This window comes from Cytophaga aurantiaca DSM 3654, from assembly GCF_000379725.1.
Taxonomy (GTDB): Bacteria; Bacteroidota; Bacteroidia; order Cytophagales; family Cytophagaceae; genus Cytophaga; species Cytophaga aurantiaca.
This window is the reverse complement of record NZ_KB903653.1, coordinates 1-5,582: the sequence shown is the minus strand read 5'-3', so window position 1 is coordinate 5,582 and position 5,582 is coordinate 1. Positions and strand designations below refer to the sequence as shown.

Below are 5,582 nucleotides of genomic sequence, written 5' to 3'. Positions count from 1 at the left end.
TGCTGCTCCTTTGCTCACATTGTTCACAAACCACTCGTATGTCGGAGCTGTTCCTCCGTTACCACCAACTGCTGTAAACGTTACACTCGCACCCGCNCAGATTGCTCCTGCCGGTACNGCTGTAATGCTAACCGCTGGGGTAGCTGCCGTTGTTACTGTCATCACAACGGCATTCGAGGTTGCTGTCGCAGGACTTGCACACGTTGCTGTGCTTGTCATTACTACATCATAGCTGTCGCCGTTTGCTGCTCCTGTTGTTGTAAATGTTGCATTGGTTGCTCCCGCAATGTTGACCGTATTTTTTCTCCATTGATACGTTGGCGTGCCGCCATTTGTAGGGGTTGCCGTAAATGTTACACTTGTACCCGTACAGATTGTTGTTGATGGGGTAGCTATCGCTACAGTAGGAGTAACACTTGCTGTGACGGTGACGGTGATGATATTTGTTGTTGCTGTTGCACACGTACCGGATGCATCAACTCTTCTGTATTTGGTTGTTGCTGTGAGTCCTGTAGGTGCAGCATAGACTGCATTCGTTGCCGATGCGATCGATGTATATGTCGAGAATGGTGATACCGATGATTCCCATTGGTACGTATATGTTCCTGAACCGCCTGTTGTTGCTGTTGTTTGAGTGAATGCTGCAGGGTTACCACCTGAACAGACCGGCTGATCGGCTGCTACTGCACCTGCAACTACTGCAGGGTTAACGGTAACAGTTATAATATTTGATGTTACCTGAGGACATGTTCCGGAAGTTACTTTACGACGGTAGCTGATTACTTTTGCTGTTGTTCCGGTATTGGTTAATACACCTTCATCGTACGTTGCATTCGTTCCGCCTGATATCGCTGCATACGTACCTGTAGTTGTGATATCGCTTTCCCAAACGTAGGCTAATGTACCAGTACCACCAGCTGCTGCTGTTGGTACTGTAAACGCTGCAGGATCTCCGCCTGTACAGATAATCTGAGTTGTTGCTATTGTACCGGGTGTTGTCGTTGCATTTATCGTAATTGTAATAACATTTGATGGTAAAGAAACACAAGTGCCTTTGGTATCGGTTCTTCTGTAATAGGTGGTTGCTGTTAATGCTGCCGGAGTATAATCCTTCAACGTTGCACCTGTAATTGTTGTCCAGCCTCCTGTACCCGTTGCAGAGGATTCCCACAAATAACTTACTGTACCTGTTGCAGGTCCACCAGATAAAGCTGCTCCTCCGATCTGAGCCGGAATCGTAGCTGTACAAATTGTTTGGTTTGCAGTAAGTGCAGGAGTTGTCGGAGCAGTACAGGTGGTTCCGCCACAATTAACAACCGATTGTGCCGCAATAGAATTCGTTGCCTGTCCAAGCATATTTGCATATGCATTGTTAACAATTTTTCCTGTAGAAGAACACGAAGCGACAGTACCCGTCCAAGTTTTCGTTATTATTGTTCCATACAGAACAGGTCCTGGAACAGCCGGCCAAGAAATAGTACCTGCAGTATTTGTACCACCTGTTGCTGTGCCAAACGTTATTCCTGAAGGAATCGGATCTGAAATAATAATATCAAATGCAGAATCCATTTCTGAATGCAAAGAAACAACCGTATGATTTGCATATGAATCCCCACCGGTAGGTGTTCCATTGACAAATCCTATATAACCTGCCTGAACAGTCAAGCCGGTAAATGTTACGGTTGGAGAACCGGTTAAAGTTCCCATCCACAAATTCAATTGATTGCCATTCAGAACAATTTTAAAATTCTGCGGTGCACCCGGATAACCAATTGTTTGTGTACTGCCGATCTGCGTACTTCCATTCCAGGCACTAACTGCAATGGTTCCGGCACCAGGATTCGATTTAAAAGAAATATACGAACCGCTTGCAATTGTTGTTCCTGATTGCCTTACGGCAATTGAAAAGCTTGCATTTGCAGCCATTTGCAAGGTGCCGGTAATTGTACCGTTTGTTCCGTGAGCTTTTTTATGAATCAGCATAGTTCCTGTAGCATTGGTTGTGCTATTGGAAATAGTTGTTCCAAAATTCCAGGCACCTCCATATTGATTCCAGTCTGCAGCTGTACCCGTAGATGCATCGATGATTGCCCCATGCGTTTGTGTATAGGCAACTGTATACGTAATAGGATCTCCGACAACATAAGTTGCTTTGTCGGCGGTCTTTGTCATGGTAGTTGGAGTGGGCGGCAATATTACTGCATCACAGGTAACAGTTACACCTGCTGTATCTGCTTTTTTAGATTCGTTGTCTCCTTGAATCCACGCTGAATTAATAAGCATCTGATCTGCTTTCGGACACGTACCAGGAGTTGTAAATTTTGCGATGGCTTTATATTCTAAGGATCCTTTTTGTCCAACCTGCAATTTTGGGATCGTCCAGGTAATCACTCGTGTTGTCGGATCATACGTTGCAGTAATACCTAAGGTAGTTTGCTGTACCCAACCATTAAAGGTTAATCCCAACGGCAATGTATCTCGTATAATTACATTGGCAACATCACGACCAGGCAACGGGCCATTTCCATACACTCTTCTCCACGTATAACCGTCCCATTCTTCGATCAAAACGTTGTCTACCGTTTTAGGCGCAACCTCACACGCATCCTTATGCCACTTCGTAACAGGTACATTCAGATTATATGGATCTGTCCAGGCATTCGTTACAGGGAAATACAAACCACCATCCGTATCCGCGGAGCCTGGATTCCATGACCAATCGTCCGACCAATCAATTGCTCCATTATTAGAAGTATAAAGATCCCATACAGCACGTAATGGTTCCGTTCCGCCTTGATGTATACGATCGGGTTTGCCATACTGAGCAGAAAGTTGGGGAGTTGTAGTAGCAATCTGATTTGCAAATTGAATAATCACACGTTGATTCCATTTGCCTCGCGCATCTGTGCCCGGAGTAATAGACTCCTGGGAAAATGTAACACCTGTTGCAGCTCCGCCTTCATAGATCGTGTTTCGAAGAGCCCATCCAATTCCACATGGACCTACTCCACTTACACAGCTATAGGTATTGTCATTTAAAAAAGCAGATATTCTATAATTCTTATAATTGATATAGGGTTCAGCTGCACCATGAAACAAACGGATCTTAACTCCACGTGTATCGCCATTGGCTGCATAAGCGCCTTGTGAAAAACTGAAAAACACATTTGGTCTTCCACCATTCAACCAACCAGCACTGGATGAATTTTCAAAATCAATTTTAAATTTTACTTCTGTATTATCCTGAACTTTCGCATAGTTCACGGATTTATCTATTAGTAACGCGCGCTTTACAATATCAATGCAATTGCGTTCCATTACTTCTGTTACATTATTGGGATACTCATTGGTAGTCCAGCTTTTGCTATTGCTTGCAGTGATTGTTGCTGTAGCACAATAACGACCATCTGCATTAGTTCCCGCCTGTACTTTATACGTTCTTACACCTTGAGTTGGTGTTATACCTCCTGCAGTTGAGAAACCAGGCACAGAACCGATCGTCCAGGTAATTGAACGTGTTCCTGCATTGTATACCCCACCATTGGATGCAGATCCCGGTACATAGTCAAAATCTGTTGGAAGTGTTTCAACAATTTGTGTACCAGCTGCAGCAACAGTTCCATAATTTCTGTAAGAAAGTGTAAACTGAAATTGATCTCCTGTATAGCCGTATGTTTTATCAACAGCCCGATAGATCTTTATATTCGCAATTGGTTTCGCAACCAAGGGATCCTGAAAATTTCCTGAAAGAATCAACATTCCTAACAAACGAAAAAAGCCATGAAAATAAACCGGTTTGGATGTTAGGTATCTATCACCTGCTGCAGTAATGTCCCACTCAATAGCACATTGACGGAACATATCACCCATCAGATTGAAATCCTGAGCTGCAATGGTTGAAGGTGCAGAAGTTGCCATACCCCAGTTGATCGGTAAAGGATACAACACAGCCCCGGTATTCGGATTATATTGAACACTTGTTATTGGTGGACCTGTATAGGTAAGGTCCGGACCGCCTCCAAGATCCACACAGGCATTTCCCCACGGAGCTTTGCGTTGATCTGTAACAAAACCTGCAAAGCGTTTCCCTATTAATTGTTCAAATGAATTGGGTACGCCGTTTTGTACCGTATGTGTAACAGGATCCCAGGTATAGGTTGGATCTCCGTGCCACACATAATTTAATATCGTTCGCCAAGCTGCTCGAAAATCTTCTCCAAGATTGAAACTGGAAAATGTAACCGTAGATCCTGTTACTTTCGCATAACCCGCATGTGGTACAGCTTGTGGGTTTGCTAAAAGTTTACCCATGATCCAATCACTGGACGCTTCAGCCCGATACATCTGATTGATTTCCCAAGGATCAAAACCAGCTGTTGTCATTTCTTGCCTAAACGAATAAAAATAGGATGGAGCAGCATAATCTATATGCAAATCATTTGGGCCACCAAATTCCGGACACCACAATGGATCGCCGCTGCCAAATGTTGTTGTTTCACCCGGACCTGTATTTCCATTTTTTAAATATCCATCAAAACCAACGTTACCGGAAACACTTCTGCAATCCGCAACACTACCCGACATAAAGCCTCTATTCTTACGCTCTACCAAACCTCTGATAACATCCAGCGCTTCTTTTTTGTAACTAATGGGTTGTCCATTAAACGCTACATAACCGGAATTGTCTCCCCATTGCTTCCATGCCATTAATAAACCCAAAGCAATATCAACATCTCCATCTGTTGCCGCATCTCCGCCTGGTTCTGCAATGGTGTTGTCACCATATTGATATCCTGCTCTAATAATTGCACCCGTGCGATAACTCTGTTGCAATGCTCTGCGAACATCGTGCTCACGCATCCAGATACCATCAAAGGTTTTTTTATCTCCCATATAAGCTGCTGCTATCAATGCATAGCCAACACCTTCGGAACAATCATACGGGCACCCAATATTTGTAAGAATATAATTTACACCAGCCCAGGAATCTCCCGTGTATGTATATCTGTTTGCTTCAATCTGCCAGGCTTCACGCATGATCTTTTCCATCTCTGCATGTACAACTCCTGGTGCATTATTCGTTGCTAAATTTCCTAACGAATGTGTACCTCCAAAATCATAAGACAAAAATTGTGGAAAAGGGAAATTCGGATTACCTGAATTGATATCAACCGTTACCTGACCAAATGTAAATACACTGGTAAATAAAAACACAATGAAATAAACGCTTCCTCTTTTAATTCGCTTTAGCATCTTCTCTATCCAACTAATTTTATATTATCTAAATGCACAAAACAATTGAAACTGTATTTCAATTGTTTTGTGCATTTATTTTACCTTATAATCTGAACCCAACCTGTAAGCGGTTCATCGTAGATCTGGCTCTGAAGGTTGATGATGTAGAAGTACGTTCCATCCGGTAACACCTGTCCGTTGCGGAAGTTCGTTCCGTCCCAGTTCTTCGGATACCCTTCTGATTTCCATACCAAATTACCCCAACGGTTGTAGATCTCAATTATACAATTCGGATACCCTTCGATGTTCTTGATCTCCCAGTCATCGTTGTTGCCATCTCCGTTTAC

The 5,582-nt window shown here is 43.3% G+C and carries 2 protein-coding genes; both read right to left on the bottom strand.

Going from position 1 to position 5,582, the window contains the following annotated elements; all coding sequences use genetic code 11:
* The coding region (locus A3EE_RS20650) for a glycosyl hydrolase family 8 (protein WP_425386832.1) at positions 1–5,037 on the bottom strand (5,037 nt) is incomplete at its 3' end.
* Between the two features lie 296 nt (positions 5,038–5,333).
* Positions 5,334–5,582: T9SS type B sorting domain-containing protein (locus A3EE_RS20645; protein ID WP_033417993.1), on the bottom strand; the 249-nt coding region annotated here is incomplete at its 5' end.